16 protein-coding genes are annotated in these 19,788 nt (G+C 64.4%); 8 read left to right on the top strand and 8 right to left on the bottom strand.

What is annotated here, in order from left to right:
- Positions 1 to 2: 2 nt before the first annotated feature.
- From gltB to CHX26_RS09795, 3 genes are all read right to left on the bottom strand, one after another.
- Positions 3 to 4,643 (bottom strand): glutamate synthase large subunit, encoded by a 4,641-nt coding sequence (gene gltB / locus CHX26_RS09805; protein ID WP_104942211.1) that lies wholly within the window; start codon positions 4,641 to 4,643, stop codon positions 3 to 5.
- 275 nt (positions 4,644 to 4,918) lie between these two features.
- Positions 4,919 to 5,770, bottom strand: coding sequence for a hypothetical protein (locus tag CHX26_RS09800; RefSeq protein ID WP_146107715.1), 852 nt, complete (start codon positions 5,768 to 5,770; stop codon positions 4,919 to 4,921).
- A gap of 136 nt (positions 5,771 to 5,906) precedes the next feature.
- Positions 5,907 to 7,169, bottom strand: coding sequence for a TIGR04063 family PEP-CTERM/XrtA system glycosyltransferase (locus CHX26_RS09795; RefSeq protein WP_104942209.1), 1,263 nt, complete (start codon positions 7,167 to 7,169; stop codon positions 5,907 to 5,909).
- A gap of 56 nt (positions 7,170 to 7,225) precedes the next feature.
- Between CHX26_RS09795 and CHX26_RS09790 the strand changes: the two genes are divergently transcribed.
- The 4 genes from CHX26_RS09790 (at position 7,226) to CHX26_RS09775 (ending at position 10,683) form a co-directional block, all read left to right on the top strand.
- The gene (locus CHX26_RS09790) at positions 7,226 to 7,468 is read left to right on the top strand and encodes a hypothetical protein (RefSeq protein WP_233997105.1); all 243 of its coding nucleotides are present in this window, start codon (positions 7,226 to 7,228) and stop codon (positions 7,466 to 7,468) included.
- On the top strand, positions 7,468 to 8,850 hold the full coding sequence (locus CHX26_RS09785; protein WP_104942208.1) for a putative O-glycosylation ligase, exosortase A system-associated: 1,383 nt from the start codon (positions 7,468 to 7,470) through the stop codon (positions 8,848 to 8,850). Before CHX26_RS09790 ends, CHX26_RS09785 begins: the two co-directional genes overlap by 1 nt.
- A gap of 104 nt (positions 8,851 to 8,954) precedes the next feature.
- Positions 8,955 to 9,404, top strand: a complete 450-nt coding sequence (locus CHX26_RS09780) for a MaoC family dehydratase (protein WP_104942207.1) — start codon at positions 8,955 to 8,957, stop codon at positions 9,402 to 9,404.
- A 97-nt stretch (positions 9,405 to 9,501) separates the two neighbouring features.
- Positions 9,502 to 10,683 (top strand): acetyl-CoA C-acyltransferase, encoded by a 1,182-nt coding sequence (locus tag CHX26_RS09775; RefSeq protein WP_104942206.1) that lies wholly within the window; start codon positions 9,502 to 9,504, stop codon positions 10,681 to 10,683.
- Positions 10,684 to 10,790: 107 nt separating this feature from the next.
- Here the strand turns inward: CHX26_RS09775 and CHX26_RS09770 are convergent, their stop codons facing one another.
- Complete coding sequence (locus CHX26_RS09770) at positions 10,791 to 11,996, bottom strand: type III PLP-dependent enzyme (protein ID WP_104942205.1); 1,206 nt, start codon at positions 11,994 to 11,996, stop codon at positions 10,791 to 10,793.
- 236 nt (positions 11,997 to 12,232) lie between these two features.
- Positions 12,233 to 12,790 carry a LemA family protein gene (locus CHX26_RS09765; RefSeq protein WP_104942204.1) on the bottom strand — a complete coding sequence of 186 codons (558 nt, stop codon included), beginning with the start codon at positions 12,788 to 12,790 and terminating at the stop codon, positions 12,233 to 12,235.
- Between the two features lie 286 nt (positions 12,791 to 13,076).
- Between CHX26_RS09765 and CHX26_RS09760 the strand changes: the two genes are divergently transcribed.
- Entirely contained in the window at positions 13,077 to 13,841 is a 765-nt protein-coding gene (locus tag CHX26_RS09760) for a DUF3137 domain-containing protein (RefSeq protein WP_233997104.1), read from the top strand.
- On the opposite strand, the gene CHX26_RS09755 is transcribed toward CHX26_RS09760, so the two are convergent.
- The 3 genes from CHX26_RS09755 to CHX26_RS09745 are packed head-to-tail and all read right to left on the bottom strand — an operon-like array spanning position 13,842 to position 16,785.
- Positions 13,842 to 14,342: a hypothetical protein gene (locus CHX26_RS09755; protein ID WP_104942203.1), complete on the bottom strand. Its 501-nt coding sequence runs from the start codon at positions 14,340 to 14,342 to the stop codon at positions 13,842 to 13,844.
- 23 nt (positions 14,343 to 14,365) lie between these two features.
- Positions 14,366 to 15,559, bottom strand: coding sequence for a carboxynorspermidine decarboxylase (locus tag CHX26_RS09750; RefSeq protein WP_104942202.1), 1,194 nt, complete (start codon positions 15,557 to 15,559; stop codon positions 14,366 to 14,368).
- The gene (locus CHX26_RS09745) at positions 15,559 to 16,785 is read right to left on the bottom strand and encodes a saccharopine dehydrogenase family protein (protein ID WP_104942201.1); all 1,227 of its coding nucleotides are present in this window, start codon (positions 16,783 to 16,785) and stop codon (positions 15,559 to 15,561) included. The genes CHX26_RS09750 and CHX26_RS09745 overlap by 1 nt, the downstream gene beginning before the upstream one ends.
- Positions 16,786 to 16,854: 69 nt before the next feature.
- Between CHX26_RS09745 and CHX26_RS09740 the strand changes: the two genes are divergently transcribed.
- The 3 genes from CHX26_RS09740 (at position 16,855) to CHX26_RS09730 (ending at position 19,765) form a co-directional block, all read left to right on the top strand.
- On the top strand, positions 16,855 to 17,829 hold the full coding sequence (locus CHX26_RS09740) for a threonine ammonia-lyase (RefSeq protein WP_104942200.1): 975 nt from the start codon (positions 16,855 to 16,857) through the stop codon (positions 17,827 to 17,829).
- Positions 17,830 to 17,903: 74 nt separating this feature from the next.
- A complete protein-coding gene (locus tag CHX26_RS09735) occupies positions 17,904 to 19,118 on the top strand; it encodes a DUF3419 family protein (protein ID WP_104942199.1) in 1,215 nt (404 codons plus the stop codon).
- The gene (locus CHX26_RS09730) at positions 19,118 to 19,765 is read left to right on the top strand and encodes a class I SAM-dependent methyltransferase (RefSeq protein ID WP_172449781.1); all 648 of its coding nucleotides are present in this window, start codon (positions 19,118 to 19,120) and stop codon (positions 19,763 to 19,765) included. The genes CHX26_RS09735 and CHX26_RS09730 overlap by 1 nt, the downstream gene beginning before the upstream one ends.
- Positions 19,766 to 19,788: the final 23 nt, after the last annotated feature.

Here is a 19,788-nt window from a genome sequence, read left to right as displayed (position 1 = left end):
ATCTATTCGGCAGCGACGCTGGCGGCTTCATTGCGCTCGGCTTCGAGCTTCTGAAGCGCCTTGGCATAATCGCGCGGCATCACCTTGACGAAGCGCGAGAGCGCAGCGTCCCAATCGGCCAGCAGCGCGCCTGCCAGCTTCGATCCGGTGTGGAGCTGGTGGCGTTCGACGAGGATGCGCAGCCGCTCTGCGTCGTGGCGCAGCATGTCGCCCATGCCGAAATCGCTCACCGAGCGCGGGCGCTGAGCCGGACGGCCCGTCCCTTCCTCGGCATCCGGCGCGGCGCTGATCGGCAGCAGATCAACTTGCGCGTGATTGACCAGATTGCTGAATTCGCCGTCCGGGTCATAAACATAGGCGACCCCGCCGCTCATGCCCGCGGCGAAGTTGCGCCCGGTCTTGCCGAGCACCACCACCACGCCGCCGGTCATGTATTCGCAGCCGTGATCGCCTGTGCCTTCGACCACCGCGATGGCGCCCGAGTTCCTGACCGCGAAGCGTTCGCCCGCCACGCCGTTGAAATAGGCCTCACCCGCAATCGCGCCGTAAAGCACGGTATTGCCGACGATGATGTTGTCCTGCGAGGCACGCGGCGCGGCCTCAGGTTGACGAACGATGATGCGGCCGCCTGACAGCCCCTTGCCGACATAGTCATTGGCATCGCCGACCAGATCGAGCGTCACGCCGTGGGCAAGCCAGGCGCCGAAGCTCTGCCCGGCGACGCCCGTCAGGTTGATGCGGATCGTGTCGGTTGGCAGGCCCTGATGTCCGTGAGCCTTGGCGACTTCACCGGACAGCATCGCGCCGACCGTGCGGTTGACGTTCCTGACCTCATATTCAAGCTGCACCGGCGCCTTGGTGTCGATGGCCGTGCGGCAATCGGCAATGAGGCGATTATCGAGTGCACCGTCGAGCCCGTGATCCTGCGTGCCGGTCTGGCGCAGCGAGGCACCTTCCTTGAGCGGCACCTGATGAAGGATACGCGACAGGTCGATGCCCCGCGCCTTCCAGTGGCGCTCCATCCGGCGGGTGTCGAGCCGGTCGACCCGGCCCACCATCTCATCAACGGTGCGGAAGCCCATTTCGGCCATGATCTGGCGCAGTTCCTCGGCCACGAAGAACATGTAGTTGACCACGTGCTCGGGCTGCCCGGTAAAGCGCGCGCGCAGCACCGGGTCTTGCGTGGCAACGCCGACGGGGCAGGTGTTGAGATGGCACTTGCGCATCATGATGCACCCGGCCGCGATTAGCGGCGCGGTGGCAAATCCGAACTCGTCCGCGCCCAGCAGCGCGCCGATGGCGACGTCGCGTCCGGTGCGCAGGCCGCCATCGACCTGCACCGCGATGCGTTCGCGCAGATCGTTGAGCAGCAGCGTCTGCTGGGTTTCGGCAAGGCCGATTTCCCAGGGCGAACCCGCATGGGTCAGCGAGGTCAGCGGCGAAGCGCCCGTCCCGCCATCATAGCCCGCAATGGTGACATGGTCTGCGCGCGCCTTGGACACGCCGGCAGCAACCGTGCCGACGCCCACTTCGGACACCAGCTTGACCGAAATGCGCGCTTGCCGGTTCACGTTCTTCAAGTCGTGGATCAGCTGCGCGAGATCCTCGATCGAATAGATGTCGTGGTGCGGCGGCGGCGAAATCAGGCCCACGCCCGGAGTCGAGTGCCGCACCGCGCCGATGCGCTTGTCGACCTTGTGGCCGGGCAGCTGGCCGCCTTCGCCGGGCTTCGCGCCCTGCGCCATCTTGATCTGGATGTCGTCCGAGTTGACGAGATATTCGGTGGTCACACCAAACCGGCCGGAAGCAACCTGCTTGATCCGGCTGCGCATCGAATCGCCGTTGTCGAGCGGCTTGAAACGGAACGGCTCCTCCCCGCCCTCACCGGTGTTCGAGCGCCCGCCGATGCGGTTCATCGCGATCGCCATGGTCGAGTGCGCTTCGTGGCTGATCGAGCCGAGGCTCATCGCGCCGGTCGAGAACCGCTTCACGATTTCGCTTGCCGGTTCCACTTCCTCGAGCGGGATCGGCTGGTCGGCCTTCTTGAACTCCAGCAATCCGCGGATCGTCAGCAGGCGTTCCGACTGCTCGTTGATCGACTTCGCGAACTCCTCGTAGTTCTTCGGATCATTGCCGCGCACCGCGTGCTGGAGCTGGGCGACGTTCTGCGGCGTCCAGGCGTGCTCTTCGCCGCGCAGGCGATACTGGTAGATGCCGCCGACATCGAGCATCCCGTCATAAAGCGGGTTGTCGCCGTAAGCCTGACCGTGGCGGCGCAGGGCTTCCTCAGCGACCTCGGCAAGGCCGATGCCTTCGATGGTCGTGGCCGTGCCGGTGAAGTACTTCTCGACGAAGGCTGTGGACAGGCCGACCGCGTCGAAGATCTGCGCGCCGCAGTACGACTGATAGGTCGAAATGCCCATCTTGGACATGACCTTGCGAATGCCCTTGCCGACGCCCTTGATGAAGTTCTGCTGCACCTTCGCCGGGCTCAGATCGGGGTGACGCTTGACCCGCAACGCCTCGATCGTCTCGAAGGCGAGATAGGGGTTGATCGCTTCCGCGCCGTAACCTGCCAGCACGCAGAAGTGATGCACTTCGCGCGCCTCGCCGGTTTCAACCACAAGGCCGGTCTGCATCCTGAGACCCTGCCGCACGAGGTGATGATGCACCGCCGCCGTCGCCAGCAGCGCGGGCATCGGCACCCGGTGCTCGCTTTGGCTGCGATCACTGAGAATCAGGATGTTGTGATCCTGCAGCACCGCTTCGGTCGCGGCCCAGCACATCTCCTTCAGCGCCATTTCAAGGCCTTCGGCCCCGCTGCTCGCATCCCATGTGATGTCGATCGTGGCGCAGCGGAACGCGCCGTCGAGCGCTTCTTCGACCGAACGGATCTTGGCCAGATCCTCGTTCGTCAGGATAGGCTGATCGACCTCCAGACGCTTGTGCGTCCCGGCATCGCGGCCCAGCAGATTGGGGCGCGGGCCGATCATGCTGGTGAGGCTCATCACCAGTTCTTCGCGGATCGGGTCGATCGGCGGATTGGTGACCTGCGCGAAGTTCTGCTTGAAGTAATCGTAGAGCAGCCGCGCCCGGTTCGAGAGCACGGCAATCGGCGTGTCGGTACCCATCGAGCCGACCGGATCATCGCCGTCCACCGCCAGCGGTTCGAGGAAGCGGGCAATGTCCTCCTGCGTGTAGCCGAAGGCTTGCTGGCGCTGGAGCAGCGTGGTTTCCTCCGGGGGAATCGCAGCCAGTTCGGGGATGATGTCAGTGATGTCTTCCAGCTTGTACTGGGCCTGCGCCAGCCACTTGGCATAGGGCTCTGCCCCCGCCAGATCGGCCTTCAGCTCATCATCCTCGATGATCCGGCCCTGCTCCAGATCGATCAGCAGCATCTTGCCGGGCTGGAGCCGCCACTTGCGGACAATGTCCTCCTCGGCAAACGGCAGCACGCCGCTTTCCGAAGCAAGGCAGACGATATCATCGCTAGTCACGCAGAAGCGCGCAGGCCGCAGCCCGTTGCGATCCAGCGTCGCGCCAATCTGGCGGCCATCGGTGAAGCACACCGCCGCCGGGCCGTCCCACGGCTCCATCAGCGCGGCGTGATATTCGTAGAACGCCCGCCGCGCGGGGTCCATCAACGCATTGCCGCTCCACGCTTCGGGGATCAGCATCATCATCGCATGGGCCAGCGAATAGCCCCCGGCGATCAGCAGTTCGAGCGCATTGTCGAGACACGCCGTGTCCGATTGCCCGTGCGGGATGATCGGCCACATCTTGTCGAGATCGGGGCCGAGCAGCTCGCTTTCCATGGTGCGGCGGCGCGCGTTCATCCAGTTGACGTTGCCGCGCACGGTGTTGATCTCGCCGTTGTGGGCGATGAACCGGAACGGGTGCGCCAGCCGCCAGCTGGGGAAGGTGTTGGTGGAAAAGCGCTGGTGAACAAGGCCCAGCGCCGAAACGCAGGCAGGGTCGCGCAGATCGTCGTAGAAGCTGCCCACCTGGGTCGCCAGCAGCAGCCCCTTGTAGACGATGGTGCGGGTCGAGAAGCTGGGGAGATAGGTCTCGGTCACCCCCGGCAGACCGTGCTTTTCGGCGAGGCTCGCGAGCGGGTTCTGGACCTGCTTGCGGATGGTGAGCAGCTTCCTTTCAAAAGCGTCCTGATCGGCGCAATTCGGGCCACGGCCGATCACCGCCATCTCGATCACGGGCATCGAGGCGATCACCGCCGCTCCGAGGCCATCCATCGTTGTCGGCACGGCGCGCCAGCCGATGAAGCTCTGGCCTTCCTTGGCGGTGAAAGTCTCCATCCGGCTCTTGACGAAGGCGCGTGCAGCATCGTCCTGCGGCAGGAAACACATCGCCACCCCGTAATCGCCGGGCGCGGGCAGATCATGGCCCTGTGCTTCGGCCCAGCGGCGGATCAGCGGATCGGGAATCTGGATGAGAATGCCCGCGCCGTCACCCAGCAGCGGGTCGGCCCCCACTGCGCCGCGATGATCAAGCTTCTCGAGAATCTCGAGCGCGCTGGTCACGATCGCGTGGCTTTTCTCTCCCTTGATGTGCGCAACCATGCCGACGCCGCAGGCGTCGTGTTCGTTGGCGGGGTCGTAAAGACCCTGGGAGGAGGGATATCCCATGGCAAAAATCCGATCTGTCAGATACCGACAGGCGCGAACCCGTATGGCATGATCGCTCATGCCGGGAACACGCCCTTGGCAGGTCTAGCGGGCGGTTTGACCCCTGCTGGGTCGCCCTAGCCCGTTTTCGGGCCCCTCATGCCGACAGGAAGCAGATTTGGCAATGGGTATGCGCGAAGTTTTATTTCTCGCAGAGGTATTCAGACTATCAATAGATTGCGCATGGCGCACTCTTTCGCCGCGTCGGTTGCACCTTTTGCGTGCGACCGGGCCGGTCAGGCCGCTCCGCGCATCCCCTGAAGACGGGCAATCGCCGCTTGCAACGGTTCGGCCTCCGTCTCCGGAGCGGAGCGGCTGCTGAGTGCGGCAAGCGCCCGCAGCGCTTCGGCAAGAGCAGCCTCGCGTGCGGCAATGTCCTGCGCAGACAAGGCCTTGCCGGGGGCGGCGGTGCGATGTTCGTGGAGTGCGCCAGCAAACCGTTCGACCATCTGAACGATGCTGAGTTCGCTCGGCGGCACGGCTCTCAGGCGAGCGAGCGCGGCAGCGCTGGGATGGAGCGGAGGTGCCGCTGGCTTGATTCTGGCAACAGGCCGCGGCGGTGCCATGTCCGTGTCGCGCGGCAGTTCGGCTTCCAGCTCCGGCATATCCTGTGCGACCGGTGCAGGCTCCTCGACCCAGACTGCGTTGCGGCCGGGCAATTCCGCGAATTCGGACAGATCGAGTGATCGGGGAGCCGCCGCTGGCACCTCTGCCTCGCAAACTTCTGCCTTGGGCTCTGGTTCGGCTGCAACTGCCGCTTCGGCCTCCGGCGCCTCGCGCCAGGCGGGAGTAGCAAATGGGATCGTGTCGATCGGGTCATCGATGCTGCTCGTGCCCAGATCGCGCACAGGATCGATCGGACGCAGCCGTCGGCCGGCCAGTTCGGCAATCGAAATGGACTTGGCGCGGCGACGTGCCGCACTGCTGACGACAGAGGCCAACGCAAACAGTCCGCCGCCCAGCACCACAGCCGCCAGCAACGCGATGGTCAAATGCACAGGGAGCCCGATTGTTGCGATGAGTGTCCCGCGCGTCGCGGTTTCAATCATCACCGGGGGCAGCACCAGCACTACCAGTCCACCCAGCATTACTCCCCAAAGGCCCAGCGCCGGCGCAAAAACGCGGTGGGATACCAGCCCGCCGGGCCCGCGCAGCTCTGATTTCGCGCGCTTTTCCCGCTTGCTGCGCTTCGGCCGATCCTGCTTGCCCGCTGTCATTGACCCATCATCCTGTTGCAACCACCGGAAGGGCGCTGGCTTGCGCGCCGCCGTCATGTCCACCGGCTAGCAAGAGATGGTAAACAGAGAGATAATTGCGGGCGTTCTCGGCCCAATCGTGGCGGGTGCGGACGTGGGCAACGGCGCGGTCCTTCATCGCCTCCCAGCCCTCACGCGCTTCGAGCAAGCGGGCGAGCGCAGCGGCACAGGCGGCGGGATCATCCGGCGGGAAGAGCGTGCCGGTGTCGCCATCCGTGATCAGTTCGCGGTGTCCGCCAACGCTGGATGCCGCCACCAGCCGCCGCTGGGCCATGGCTTCCAGAGGCTTGAGGGGCGTGACCAGATCGGTCAGGCGCTGGGACTTGCGAGGATAGGCGAGAACATCGACAAGCGAATAGTAGCGCTCGACCTCGGCATGGGGGACGCGACCGGTGAAGATCACTGCCTCAGGCTCGGGCAAGGCGGCAGCGGCAGCGCGCCAGCTTTCGGCCATCGGCCCCGCCCCTACCAGCAGCAGCCGCGCTTCGGGATGCGCCTGGCGCAGGATCGGCATGGCGGCGATCAGATCATCGACCCCCTCATAGGCATAGAAGCTGCCGATATAGCCGATCACCGGAGCACCGGGCGCAATGCCAAGCTCACCCGCCAGCGCATCATCGCGCAGCGGCGGGTCACCGAACAGGGTAAGGTCGACGCCATTGGGCATGACATGGATGCGCTCTGCGGGAATGCCGCGCGCCGCCAGATCTTGCCTAAGGCCGTGGCAGATCGTGAACAGCGCATCGGCGGCGCGCGCCACGCGGGTTTCGAGCGCGCGGGTGAGGCGGTATTTGAGGCTGCCTTCAGTGCCGGTCAGATTGCCGACCGCCGCATCCTCCCAGAAGGCGCGGATCTCATAGACGAACGGCACACCCAGCGCCCGCGCCGCGCGTTCGGCAGCCGCGCCGCACAGGGCGGGCGAATGGGCGTGGATGATGTCGGGCCGCCATTCATCGGCCAGCTGCATGATCGCCGCAGCCAGCGCCTCAATCTCGCCCATTTCGCGCAAGGGCGGCGGGCCGGAAGGCGTGCCGGGCGTGCGATGGAAGATGAGGCCATCCGCCTCCTCGGGCGAGCCGGCCAGCACCGCCTCCAGATTGTGCCGCTGCCCGGTCACCCCGCGCACCTCGAGACCGAGGCTCTGCTGTGCCTTCAGGATGGCGCGCGTGCGGAAGGTATAGCCGCTGTGAAGCGGCAGCGAGTGGTCGAGAACGTGCAGAACGCGGGTCATGCGCAAGCCCATAGCCCCGACGTGCTTAACGCCGCGTCAACTCGCGTTGGGTATGGATGGCCTGCCGCACCGGCCCGGAAAGCCCTGACCCGATGATCGATTACTTCGCCCTTGCTCTTGGACATGGCCTCATGGCCATTGCCCTGCTGCGGCTGGTGCTCAAGCAGGGGCTGGACGCAGATCCGCTGATCGGGGAACTCGGCGAGAAGGCCAATGCCCGGCGCAAGGCTGCCAGCGCTGCGGGCCGTAGCGCCGCGCGCCGGTCGCGCTCTGCCGAACCTGAAGGGCCTGGTGACTGATGCTCGACATCGTCCTGCTCGCCTTCATCGGCTATGTGCTGGTGCTGGGGCTGAAGCGCCCGTTCCTGTGGGTGCTGCTCTATGTCTATATCGACATCCTTGCACCCCAGCGGATCGGCTACAGCCTGATCACCAGCATCCCGGTCTCATTGATCGCCTTTGCTGCGGCCTTCGGCGGATGGCTCGCGCTCGACCGCAAGGACGGATCGCGCTTTACGCTGCGGCAGGGGCTGATGGCGGCGCTGCTGCTCTATTGCTGGTGGACAACCGGCAACGCCGATTTCCCCGATGATGCGCAGACAAAGTGGGAGTGGGTGTGGAAGGCGCTGCTGTTTGCGATCTTCCTCCCCCTCACCCTCACCACTCGCGCCCGGATCGAGGGGCTGGCGCTGATCCTGACCTTGTCAGTGGCGACCATCGTGATCGGGACAGGGATGAAGACCGTGCTGGGCGGCGGGGGCTATTCCAACCTCCAGTTCTTTGTGAAGGACAATAGCGGCATTTATGAAAGCTCGACACTGGCCACGGTCGCGATCGGGCTGATCCCGATGATCTGGTGGATCGTGCGCCACGGCACGATCTTTCGCCAGCACTGGATGGTGACCGGGTTTGCGACGGCGCTGACCTTTGCCTGCCTGCTGGTTCCGATCGGCACAGAGGCGCGCACCGGCCTGCTCTGCATTGCCGCACTGGGTGTGCTGATGCTGCGCTATACCAAGCGGCGGGTGATGTTCATTGCCGGGGCGGGCGTACTCGGCCTAACCGCCCTGCCTTTCCTGCCTCAGACCTATTACGACCGCATGGCGACGATCTTCGAGCCATCAGGCGATGAAAGCGCTTCAACCCGCGTGGCGGTGTGGGAATGGACGCTCGACTACGTCAAGGAAAAGCCATTGGGGGGCGGGTTCGATTCCTATCGTTCCAATAGCTTCACCTATGTCATGCCGGTCAAGACGGTGGACGGGAACACGACCAGCGTCGAATACCGCGAAGTGACCGACAAGGCGCGCGCGTTCCATTCATCCGTGTTCGAAGTGCTGGGCGAACAGGGATGGCCGGGGCTGGCGATCTGGCTGGCGCTCCATGCGCTGGGGCTGTGGCAGATGGAGCGCATACAGCGCCGTTGGCGTGGCCGGGATGATGAGGCGGAGCGCTGGATCGCGCCCTTTGCCGCCGCGCTGCAGATGGGCGCAATGATCTATATCGTCGGCGCGCTGTTTCAGGGGATCGCCTATCAGCCGGTGATGCTGATGCTGGTGGGGCTGCAGATCGGTCTCCATTCCTATTGCCGTCGCCTCGATTCGGCGCGCGTTCTGGCCGAGCGGGGCGCCCCGCGCAAAGCCTCCGCCGCAACCGGGATGCGCGGTGCCGTAGCGGCATAGCCGACAGCGTTGCGCTCCCCCTTGCGATGCGTCATTAAGCCCCCCGCAAACGCAGCGCGGCGGGTACGGGATCCCGCGCGCAGACAAGCGAAGGAGGAGCCCCGATGAACGCAGCAGATTTGGCCGCAAAGGTCGGCGAAGTGATCGGCACCAGCGAATGGGCCGAGATGAGCCAGGAACGCATCAACCAGTTCGCCGAAGCCACCGGTGACCACCAGTTCATCCACGTCAACGAGGAAATGGCCAAGATGACCCCGTTCGGCGGGACCATTGCTCATGGCTTCCTGACCTTGTCGATGATCCCCTATCTCGGCGCCCAGGGCGGCGCGCCGCGCGTCGATGGCGTGAAGATGGGCGTCAACTACGGCGGCAACAAGACCCGCTTCATCGCCCCCGTGCGCGCCGGCAAGCGCATTCGCGGGCACTGGAAGCTCCTCGAAATGGTCGAAAAGCGGCCCGGCCAGTGGCAGCAGACCTGCGAAATCACCATCGAGATCGAAGGCGAGGAAAAGCCCGCCCTGATCTGCGAGTGGATCACGCAATACTTCGTGTGAGGCTGCGGGCTGCAACCGGCCCCGCCCCGCTTTGACATGACGAGCCCCCCGCTGATGCGCGGGGGCCTTACCCCCTCACAACAAGGATACCCACACCATGGCACGTGACGCCGTTATCGTCTCCACCGCCCGCACGCCCATCGGGCGCGCTTACAAGGGCGCCTTCAACGCCACCCCCGGCGCCACCCTCGGCGCGCTCTCGCTGGCCCCAGCTATCGAGCGCGCTGGCATCGAAGCCGGTGCCATCGACGATGTGGTGTGGGGCGCTGTCCTCACGCAAGGCACCCAGTCGGGCAATATCGGCCGTCAGGTCGCCCTGCGCGCCGGCTGCCCGGTGGGCGTCTCGGCCCAGACCATCGACCGGCAGTGCTCCTCCGGCCTGATGGCAATCGCCACCGCGGCCAAGCAGATCATCGTCGACAACATGGATATCGTCGTCGGCGGGGGGCAGGATTCGATCTCGATGGTGCAGACCCCGGAAATGCGGGTGTCGCCCGACCGCTCGCTGATCGCGATGCACAAGGACGTCTACATGCCGATGCTCGGCACCGCCGAGACCGTGGCCAAGCGTTATAATGTCAGCCGCGAGGCGCAGGATGAATATGCCTTCCAGTCGCAGATGCGTACTGCCGCCGCGCAGGCTGCGGGCAAGTTCGATGACGAAATCGTCCCCGTCACCACCACCATGAACGTGGTCGACAAGGAGACGAAGGAAGTCTCGCAGAAGGAAGTCACTCTCACCAAGGACGAAGGCAACCGTCCCGAAACCACGCTCGAAGGCCTCCAGAGCCTGAACCCGGTGATGGGTCCCGGCATGAACATCACTGCGGGCAATGCCTCGCAGCTGTCGGACGGTTCTTCGGCATCCGTGCTGATGGAAGCCAAGCTGGCGGAGCAAAAGGGCCTCCAGCCGCTCGGCCGCTATGTCGGCATGGCGGTCGCGGGCACCGAGCCTGACGAGATGGGCATTGGCCCGGTCTTCGCCATTCCGAAGCTGCTCAAGCAGACCGGCCTCAAGATGGACGACATCGGCCTGTGGGAACTGAACGAGGCCTTCGCCGTGCAGGTGCTCTACTGCCGTGACAAGCTAGGGATCGACAACGACATCCTCAACGTCAACGGCGGCTCGATCTCGATCGGCCACCCCTACGGCATGACCGGCGCACGCTGCACCGGCCACGCCCTGATCGAAGGCAAGCGCCGCGGGGCGAAGTATGTCGTGGTGACGATGTGCGTCGGCGGCGGCATGGGCGCGGCAGGCCTGTTTGAAGTGTTCTGAGGAACCCTGACCAGGCGACAACGAGGGGCGCGGGGGGTAACTCCCGCGCCCTTTCTGTTTCACTCAGGTCGACGCGGCGTTCAACTGAGCCAGGCCTCCGGCACAAGTCAGCGCAGCGACACCACGTTATCAGTCGCCTCGCGCACGCGGGTGCCGTTGAACAGGCTCATCATCGGCTCGTCGGCGACGGTCACGACCATCGCATTGCCATAGCCGTTGAAGCCGGTCTTCATCGCCGCGCCGTAAGCGCCGAGCATCCCGATCTCGATGTAGTCGCCCGCCTGAATGTCCGCCGGAAGCCGGAACGGCCCCTTCATGTAGTCGGCATCATCGCAGGTCGGGCCGTAGAAGGCGAAGTCCGCGTCTTCTTCGATCAGGTCGTCTTCCAGCGCACGCACCGGGAAACGCCAGGCGACGTGGGCCGCATCGTAGAGAGCGCCATAGGCACCATCGTTGATATAGAGTTCCTCGCCGCGGCGCTTGTTCACCTGCACGATCATCGATGAATACTCGGCCGACAGCGCGCGGCCGGGTTCGCACCACAGTTCCGCGTTATAGGCGATCGGCAGGGCTTCGAAGTGACGCGCGATGATCGCGAAGTAATCTTCCATCGGCGGCGGTTCGAGGCCCGGATAGGCGCTTGGAAAGCCCCCGCCGACGTCGATCATGTCGATAACGACTGATGCCTCGGCGATGGCCGCACGGGTGCGGTCCAATGCCTGGACGAAAGCGAACGGGGTCATCGCCTGACTGCCGACATGGAAGCACACGCCCAGCCAGTCGCAATGCTGGCGGGCTTCCTGCAGCAGCGCGGGCGCTTCGATCAGGTCGCAGCCAAATTTGCTGGCCAGCGACAGCTCGGAATATTCGCTCGACACGCGCAGTCGCACGCACAGACGCAGGTCGCGCGGCGCTTCGCCGGTTTCGGGGTTGCGGCAGGCGTCGATGATCTTTTCCAGCTCCTCGACCGAATCGAGGCTGAAGGTGCGCACGCCGTGTTCGAAATAGGCTTCGCTGATCGCCGCCGGGGTCTTCACCGGATGCATGAAGCACAGCACGGCGTCCGGCAGAATGCCGCGCACCAGCCGTACTTCGGCAATCGAGGCGACATCGTAATGCGTCACGCCGCCTTCCCACAGCACCTTGATCAGATCGGGCGCCGGGTTGGCCTTGACCGCATAGAGCACCTTGCCCGGAAACTTCTCGACGAAGAAACGAGCGGCGCGCCGCGCGGCATGCGGGCGGTTGAGGATAACGGGTTCGTCCGGACGGAGGTCGCGGACTACAGCCTTAGCGTCGGGATAGATGTGCAACTCAAGGGACCCCCAAAACGGTTCGTTGAACCATAAAACGACAAGCTGCCTTGCGGTTTGGAAGTCCCCTTGGGGCAGCGGAAGCGCGCAAATAGGGCCTGGGGGGGGAAATGCAAACGAAAAATGGGCCAAAAATGCCCTTGCCGGGATGAAATGTTACTTTTCGGAGACAGCCCCCGTATCACGACAGAAATATGACGGAATTCCGCCGATTTTCGTGGCCAAAACCTAGGCCGTCAGAAGCCAATCCGCGGCACCTGATCAACTCTGCCCTGCTCGCTGTCGTCGAGCCGGTGGAAATCGGCCTCGGCGAATCCGAGCGCGGCGGCAAACAGCACTGCCGGGAAGGATTCGCGCGCAGCGTTGAAACGGGCAACCGCCGCATTGAGAGCGCGCCGGGCCGCCGCCAGCTTGTCCTCGACATCGGCGAGTTCGTGCTGGAGCGACTGGAAGTTCGCACTGGCCTTGAGATCAGGATAGGCCTCGCCCAGCGCCAGCAGCTTGTCCAGCGCGCCGCGCAGCTGGATTTCAGTGCCGGACGATGGCGCGCCTTGTGCCGCAGCATTGCGCGCCGCGATCACCGCTTCAAGCGTTTCGGATTCATGGGCGGCATAGCCCTTCACTGTCTCGACGAGATTGGGGATCAAATCGTGACGCTGGCGCAGCTGGGCGTCGATATCCGCCACCCCCTGCCGCACACCTTGCCGCAATCCGACGAGGTTATTGTAGATGCCGATCACAAGCACGACGAGCACAACCGCAACCACGATCACGGTTCCGACGACCCAAGCCATTTCAATCCCCTTTACCAAAACGCGGATATTATGGTGCAAACAGGTTAAAGATTCGCGTGGGAGAGGCAATGCACAACCGGGTCGATGGTTTGATGGGTGGCGAACTGGGCGCATGGCTTGCCAGCCAGGAAGCCACGCGCAGCGCAGCCAAAGCCGCAGCCAGCAACCGCTGGACCTGGGGTGCAGCCGGACTGTTGCCGGTGCTGGCCTTCCTGTGGTTCGTCCCCGCGCTGGCCTCCGATTTCAAGTTCATCGTCACGGCGGGTGGCATCATGGCGGTGGGCTATTGGGGTACCAGCCGATCGCGGACGCCAAGAAGACCATCAAGATCGGGATCAATTCCGCGCTCGCGGCAAGTTTCGGCCTGTCCTATGCTCATGAAGTTGAACCGGGCGCAGAGTTCGAAGCTGCCAGAACATATGGCCTGCTGCCCGATTACGACCGTTCAGCCTTCGAGGATTACTGGCACGGCGCGCTCGAAGGACACGCTTTCGGCCTTTATGAAGCCCATCTCGAGGAACGCCGCGGTTCCGGCAAGAACCGCCGCTGGGTGACGGTGTTCCGCGGCGTCATCATCCGCATGGCGTTCGGCCGCGATTTCCGCTCGACCACCCTGCTCGAACGCGCGGGCAAGCACCGCAAGTGGCTGGGCCTTGGCGGGGCGAGCGATCATGTCAGCTTTGATGGCCACCGGCTCGACCGGGTCGATCAGGTGCATCCCGCCTTTGGCGATACCTTTGCGCTTTACTCGGATGATCGGGTCGAAGCCCGCGTGCTGGTGCATCCCGCCTATGTCGAACACCTGCTGAAGCTGGAAAGCGCCTTTTCGGCCAAGGAAATGCGGGCGCTGTTCCGGCACGGCGAGGTGATCATTGCGGTCGAAGGGGACAATCTGTTCGAAAGCGGGGCAATGGATCCCGCCACCGACCGCGCCCGCACGGAACAGACCGCGCGCCAGTTCGAAGCGCTGGCCGGGCTTGCCCTGTCAATCAATCAGAACGATCGCGGGCGCGTGCTGAACGGCGTCCCGCCCCCTATGGGCGAGGCATGATCACTCGCCCGCAGCGACCGGATAGGACTCGGCCACAAGCGCAAGCAGCACGTTGATGTTCTCGCGGATGTTCGCCATCGTCACCCCGTGATCGAGCACGTGGTAACGGGTGAAGCCGAGCGTCTTTTCGTCGAAATCAGCCCAGATGTTGATCGCAGCCTGACTGAAATTTGCCGCGGCCAGCGTCTCGAAGGTGGTCGTGGCGGGCAGGTCATAGCGCACCTGCATCATCACGCCCTGACAGCCGGGGATGTCATTGACCTCACAGGCGGTGCCGAACAGCAGATAGGTGGTGCCTTCTTCGTCTTCGGCGGCGACATAGATATCGTCGGCAGCCTCGCCCTGCCCCTTCACCTGATGGCCGAGCGCCCCGACAATCGCGAGCAGATCGCCCTGATTGACCGATTTGACGAGCTTGTCGGCAACATAGTCCTGCGCCGAAAGCGGCGTTGCAGCGGCAAGAGCCAGCGCGGCGGCGATGGCGGTTTGCGTGAATTTCATCTTTCCCCCCTTCGCGGCTCACCTCAGCTGAGGCGATCCCTGAAGTCCTCGTAATCGAAGCGCTTGATGCAGTCGAGCGCGTCGGTCTCGCTGTCCCACATCCAGATCGACGGCAGGGCGACGCCGTTGAAGGTGTTGGTCTTGACCATCGAGTAATGCGCCTGATCGAGAAAGGCGAAGCGCGCGCCCGGTTCGGCGACGACGGGCAGCCGGTAATCGCCGATCACATCGCCCGCAAGGCACGACGGCCCGCCCAGCCGGATCGGGATCATGCTTTCGTCGGTCAGTTCCCCCAGCATCGCCGGGCGATAGGGCGCCTCCAGCACGTCGGGCATATGGCATGTGGCCGAAATATCGGTGATCCCCACCGGCATCTCGTTGAAATGGGTGTCGAGCAGCGTGCCGACCAGAATGCCAGCATCGAGCGCGACCGCCTCGCCCGGTTCGAGGATGATCTGGCAGCCGGTGTCGCTGGCGGCATCCTTGAGGAATTCGACCAGTTCCTCGCGCTGGTAATCGGCGCGGGTGATGTGATGGCCGCCGCCCATGTTGATCCATTTGAGCTGGTCGAAATAAGGCTCGATCACGTCGAACACGCGGTCCCACGTGGCCTTCAGCGGCTCGAAATCCTGTTCGCAAAGATTGTGGAAGTGGATGCCTTCGATCCCTTCCATGTGCTCCTCGGTCAGCTGGTCGAGCGGGAAGCCGAGGCGCGATCCGGGGGCGCTGGGATCATACTTGGCGACTTCCCCCGTCGGCACCTGCGGGTTGATCCTGAGCCCGACGCTGACGGGCAAGCCATTGGCCGCCGCGTGTTCGAGGATCAGCCGCGCCCGTTCATGCTGGAACGGCGAATTGAAGATCACGTGGTCCGAAAGTCGACAGATCTCCTCCAGCTCCTCGGGTTTGAAGGCGGCGGAGTATGTGGCGATCTCACCGTCATAGAACTCGCTTGCAAGCCGCGCTTCCCACAGACCGGAGGTCGACACGCCATCGAGATACTCGCCGATGATGGGCGCTGCCGACCACATCGAAAACGCCTTGAGCGCCGCGAACACCTTGATGTCGGCCCCATCCGCCGCCGCCGCATCGCGCACCGCTGCCAGCACGCGGCAATTGGCGCGCAGCTTGGCGGCATCGACCACAAAAGCGGGGCTGTCGACGCGCGACAGATCGAAATGGGCAAAGGCGCCCGGATCGCCGGCCTTGGTCTGCATCAGAACGCGACCGGCCCATCCATTTCCTCGACCGTCCACGGCAACCCGTGCTCGTTCAGCATCGCCATGAAGGGATCGGGGTCCATCTGTTCGATGTTGAACACGCCCTCCCCGCGCCACTTGCCCTGCACCATCATCGCCGCGCCGATCATCGCAGGCACGCCGGTGGTGTAGCTGACCGCCTGGTTGCCGGTTTCCTCGTAGGCCGCTTCATGCGAGCAGATGTTCTTGATGTAGAACGTCTTCTCACCGCTGCCATCCAGCGCCTCGCCGGTCGCGATCACGCCGATATTGGTGTTGCCCTTGGTGGTCTCGCCCAGCGTTTCGGGCTTGGGCAGCACGGCGGCGAGGAATTGCAGCGGGATGATGTCCTTGCCCTGATACTTCACCGGCTCGATCGAAGTCATGCCGACATTCTGGAGCACGGTGAGGTGAGTGATGTATTGATCGCCAAAGGTCATCCAGAACCGCGCACGTTCCAGTTCGGGGACGAACCTGGCGAGGCTTTCCAGCTCCTCGTGATACATCAGATACATGTTCTTGGGGCCAACGGCCTCGAAGTCGAAGCCGACCTTGGTGCTCATTGCGGGCGTTTCCACCCATTCCCCGTTCTCCCAGTGACGTGCGGGCGCGGTCACTTCGCGGATGTTGATTTCCGGATTGAAGTTGGTGGCAAAATGCTGGCCGTGATCGCCGCCGTTGCAATCGAGAATGTCGAGCTGGCGGATGGTCTTCAGCTTGTGCTTCTTGAGCCACATGGTGAAGACGGATGTGACGCCGGGATCGAAGCCCGAACCCAGCAGCGCCATCAGCCCTGCATCCTTGTAACGGTCGTGATAGGCCCACTGCCACTTGTATTCGAACTTGGCCTCGTCCTTGGGCTCGTAGTTCGCGGTGTCGAGGTAATCGACCCCCGCTTCAAGGCAGGCGTCCATGATCGGCAGGTCCTGATAGGGCAGCGCGAGATTGACGACGAGCCCTGCGCCGGTCTTGCGGATCAGGTTGACCATCGCCGGGACTTCCTCGGCGTCGATTTCATAGGTCGCGATATCGCGCCCGCAGCGCTGCTTAACGCTGGCGGCAATCGCGTCACACTTCGACTTGGTGCGGCTGGCCAGATGGATTTCGGGGAAGATCTCCGGGTTGAACGCCATCTTGTGGACGCAGACCGAGCTGACCCCGCCCGCACCGATGACGAGGACCGTGGTGGACTTTGCTGCGGACATGATAGGAACCTTTCGTGAATGGGTGCGAATCTTGCGCACGCCTCTAATCCAACGCAGGGCGAGGGACAAATGATCCGCGACAATGTCAGAATGCCGACCAGCGAAGGGGTGCGCGCTGCTGCCGAAGCGGTCGCTGCGATCCTGCCGCCCACGCCGCTGCTGCCGGTGGCAATCAATGGCGTGGCGGCATGGGTCAAGGCCGACAATCTGCAACCGGTCGGTGCCTTCAAGATCAGAGGCGCGTGGTGGCGGCTCTCCAGCCTTTCGCCCGAAGAGCGCGAAGGCGGCGTGGTCGCGGTGTCATCGGGCAATCACGCGCAGGGCGTGGCCTGGGCGGCAAGGCGGCTTGGCATCGCGGCAACCATCGTGATGCCGCGCGATGCACCGGCGGTGAAGCTGGCGAACACGCGGGCGCTGGGGGCCGAGGTGGTGCTGTATGACCGGCCCGGCGAAGACCGCGACGAAGTGGCCGCGCGGCTGATTGCGGAACGCGCCAAAGACTCCAGACCCACGCTGGTGCATGCTTTCGGCGATCCGTGGGTCATCGAGGGCCAAGGCAGCGCCGCCATCGAAATCGCCGCCCAGCTGGGCCGCGCGCCAAGCCGCATCATCGCCTGCTGCGGCGGCGGGGGGCTGGCGGCGGGCCTCGCGCTCGGCGCGCCGGATAGCGCCATCCACCCGGTCGAGCCTGAAGGCTGGGACATGGTCGGGCAGGCCATGGCGGCGGGCGCCATCGTCCACGCCTCTCCGCAAGCGCCCAAGACCATTTGCGACGCGCTTCAACCGACCGCGACCAAGCCGATCAACCTCGCGCTGCTCAGGGGCCGCGCCGAACCGGGTGTGACCGTGACCGACGCCGAGGTGCGCGCGGCCCAGCGGTTCGCCTTCAACACCCTGCGGCTCGTGGTCGAACCCGGCGGCGCGGCGGCGCTGGCGGCGGCGCTGGCGGGCAAGGTGCCGGTGGACGAAGGCACGGTCATTATGCTGACCGGCGGCAATGCCGATCCGGCGGCCTATGCGGCAACGATTTCGGGCAGCGACTGACCTGTGGAAACCGTCACACGCCCGACACGCTAAGGCCATATTGCGCAGCCGACCTTACGAAAGGGCAGGCTGTCATGGCAACTCAGGCGAAGCGGATCATCGAGGATGCGGTGGTGCGCAAGGATGCAGGGCTTGGCGACAAGCTGCTCGACAAGGCCTTCGCGCTCGCCTTCAAGGGGCTGGTCTATGCCCAGATCTGGGAAGACCCGGTGGTCGACATGGAAGGCCTTGCGATCCGGCCCGACAGCCGCGTCATGTGCATCGCCAGCGGGAGCTGCAATGCGCTGTCCTATCTCACCGCCAACCCGGAGAGCGTCACCGCGGTCGATCTCAACCGCGCCCATGTCGCGCTCGGGCGGCTCAAGATCGCCGCGATCCGCCACCTGCCCAATTACGAACGCTTCCACCGCTTCTTCGCCCACGCCGATCACAAGGAGAACGCCGAGGTCTACCGCACGATGATCGCACCCCATCTCGATCGGACAAGCCGCGCCTATTGGGAAAAGCGCGACATTCGCGGACGGCGGCGCATCAGCTACTTCACGCGCGGCATTTATCGTCAGGGATTGCTCGGCAATTTCATCGGCTTGGCGCATGTCTTTGCCAAACTCTACAAGATCGACCTGTCGAAGGTTCTGGCCGCGCAGACGCTGGAGGAACAGCGCGAGGTGTTCGAGCGCGAGCTGGCCCCGGTGTTCGAGAAGAAGTTCATCCGCTGGCTGACCGATCAGCCCGCCTCGCTGTTCGGGCTCGGCATCCCCCCTGCCCAGTTCACCCATCTCGCGGGCGATGAACGCATGGCCGAGGTGCTGCGGCGGCGGCTGGAGAAACTCGCCTGCGATTTCGCAGTGAAGGACAACTACTTCGCCTGGCAGGCCTTCGGGCGCGGCTACAACCGCTCGGAAAACGCCGCGCTGCCCCCCTATCTCCAGCGCGCCAACTGGAAGGCGATGAAGGAGCGGATCGACCGGTTGGACGTGACCCGCGCCAACATGGTCGACTGGATCGGCGCGCGCGAGCCTGCCAGCATGGACCGCTTCGTGCTGCTCGATGCGCAGGACTGGATGAACAATGCCCAGCTCGACGCCTTGTGGGCGAAGATCACCCGCGCCAGCCGCCCCGGCGCGCGCGTGCTGTTCCGCACCGCCGCCGAGCCGAGCCTGCTGCCCGGAAGGCTCGATGACAGCATCCTGTCGCAGTGGCGTTACCTTGAAGAACTGTCGGCCGATTGCACCCGCCGGGATCGCTCGTCGATCTATGGCGGCGTGCATGTCTACGAGCTGGCCTGATGGCGGCTTCCGGTCATGCGGCGCTGATGGACGAGGTCTATCGCGGGCAGCGCCATATCTACGATTTCACGCGCAAATATTACCTGTTCGGGCGCGATACGCTGATTGCGGGCCTGGATGCGCGGCCCGGAGCGCGGGTGCTGGAAGTCGCCTGCGGCACGGGGCGCAACCTTGTCAAGATCGGCAAGGCGTGGCCCGGGGTGCGCCTGTTCGGGCTCGATATCTCGGAGGAGATGCTCAAGAGCGCGCGCTCGGCGCTGGGCGATGCGGCGCGTCTGGGACAAGGCGATGCCTGTGCCTTCGATCCTGCGGCGCTGCTGGATGAAGCGCAGTTCGAACGGATCGTGCTGTCCTATTCGCTTTCGATGATCCCCGATTGGGAAGCGGCACTGGATCACGCGGCAGGGCAGCTGGCACCGGGCGGCAGCCTCCACGCGGTCGATTTCGGCGACCTCCAGGGGCTGCCAGGCCCCTTCCAGACCCTGCTTAGAGGCTGGTTGGCGAGGTTTCACGTGAAACCAAGGGACACCTTGCCTGCCGTTGCAGCCCGGATTGCGGCGGCGCGGGGCTTGTCGCTGGCCAGTCGGCGCGGGCCGCTCGGCTATTACCAGTTGCACGTTCTCACCGCGCCTCAATCGACGAGGTGATAGGGAACGATCCGGCGGCTGAG

This window comes from Porphyrobacter sp. HT-58-2 (assembly GCF_002952215.1).
Taxonomy (GTDB): Bacteria; Pseudomonadota; Alphaproteobacteria; order Sphingomonadales; family Sphingomonadaceae; genus Erythrobacter.
This window is presented reverse-complemented; position numbering and strand designations above follow the sequence as displayed.